The 1,301-nt window shown below is 57.7% G+C and carries 2 pseudogenes; both read right to left on the bottom strand.

Features of this window, described 5'->3' with window-relative positions:
• Positions 1 to 277: pseudogene (locus KR51_RS06610) on the bottom strand (IS21-like element ISAcma26 family transposase); the annotation flags it as partial.
• Between the two features lie 172 nt (positions 278 to 449).
• Positions 450 to 1,124 (bottom strand): annotated as a pseudogene (locus KR51_RS20140) (IS21-like element ISAcma26 family transposase); the annotation flags it as partial.
• Positions 1,125 to 1,301 lie beyond the last annotated feature (177 nt).

The following is a 1,301-nucleotide window of genomic DNA, read 5'->3' as shown; positions in this document are numbered from 1 at the left end:
GTTGCAGGGTTCGCAACACCTGACCGTATCGACCGGGATATTTGTCCTGCAGGTACTCGTAAAGGGTCGTGGCTTTGAGCCGCGGTTCCCGACGCAGCATCGGTTCGAGCTCGTCTTCCCACAGCCCATTGAGTGGGTCTCTGGGATTGACCTGCTGGGGCGGTGCGCCTCGATTGGGCTGATGGGTGCCGGCTTCAATGCGCTGCCCGGTGCGTTCCGAGATGTCAGCGATGAAAGCAGCATCTGCCTGCCCGAGACCTAGTGTCCTGGCATTCATATAAGCTCGCTTCTGGTAAGAATGGATCGCTCTTCCTGACACTAGGCTGCCTCGGATGAAGGGTTGCTCTAGTGTCTGGAGTTGTCCGGGCTTCGTTTCCGCTTACCAAGCCAGTGCCTCCCCGGACGACAGGTCTGTCTTTTGACCCGCCAATGTCATTGTCGTTTGATACCTCGTAGAACTGAGTCAGGGGCTGCCGTTTCTGACCGGGTCGGTTGCGGTAGGCAGCACTGAGGCTATCGGTGCGGTGCTGCTGCGGAACTCCTCCGCAAGCATACAGGGCATTCTGCAATCCCTCCGAGAGGGCAACGAAACTCTCGCCGCCTTGAACGGCTTGCACGTACTGCCAGCCGCTGTAGGCTAGGCGGTAATGGTACAGCAGATGCTCGAAGGGCTCGCCCTTGATGGTGATGCCGACCCGTTTGAGCTTGCTGAAGTCGGAAAGCCCCATCCGCCCCGGCTGATGATGGCTCTCGAACATCACTTCCTTGGGGTTGCCATGCAAGGCTTTCCATTCCCTGACCCGCCGCTGCAGAGTGCGCTTCTGACGGTCGTACTGACCCGGGTAACGCTCGATAAGGTACTCGAAAAGCGTGGTAGGGGTCAGGCGAGGGTCGCGCCGCAGCAGGGGTTCGAGCTCCTGCGCCCACACTTCGGCGAGCGGGTCCGGACGCGTGCGCTTTTTAGGCTCCCTTTGCGAGGCTGGTTGATGCTTTCCGGTTTCGATGCGGCTGCCGCTAGATTCTGAAAATCCTGCGATGTGTGCAGATATTTTCTGGGAACAGCCCACGTCTCTGGCGCATTTGTACACCTGGATTTGAGATTGGTTGATGTGTTGACCGGGCACTGGAGATTTTCCCTCGGGTAGGGGGGTCTACAGTGCTTTTCGTCGCAGAGTCAAGATTTGATGTTCTAGTTGTCGCGAGACAGGCTTGGCGATCTCAAGTTCCCTTTGGGGGTGAGGGACTTCCCAAACTTTCAAGTAGTTGTCGCCGACCTGCTCAAGCTTATTGTCACCTGATAG

The sequence above is a fragment of the Rubidibacter lacunae KORDI 51-2 genome (genome assembly GCF_000473895.1).
GTDB classification, from domain to species: Bacteria; Cyanobacteriota; Cyanobacteriia; order Cyanobacteriales; family Rubidibacteraceae; genus Rubidibacter; species Rubidibacter lacunae.
Note: the sequence above shows the minus strand (reverse complement) of the source record. Positions and strands in the feature narration are given on the sequence as shown.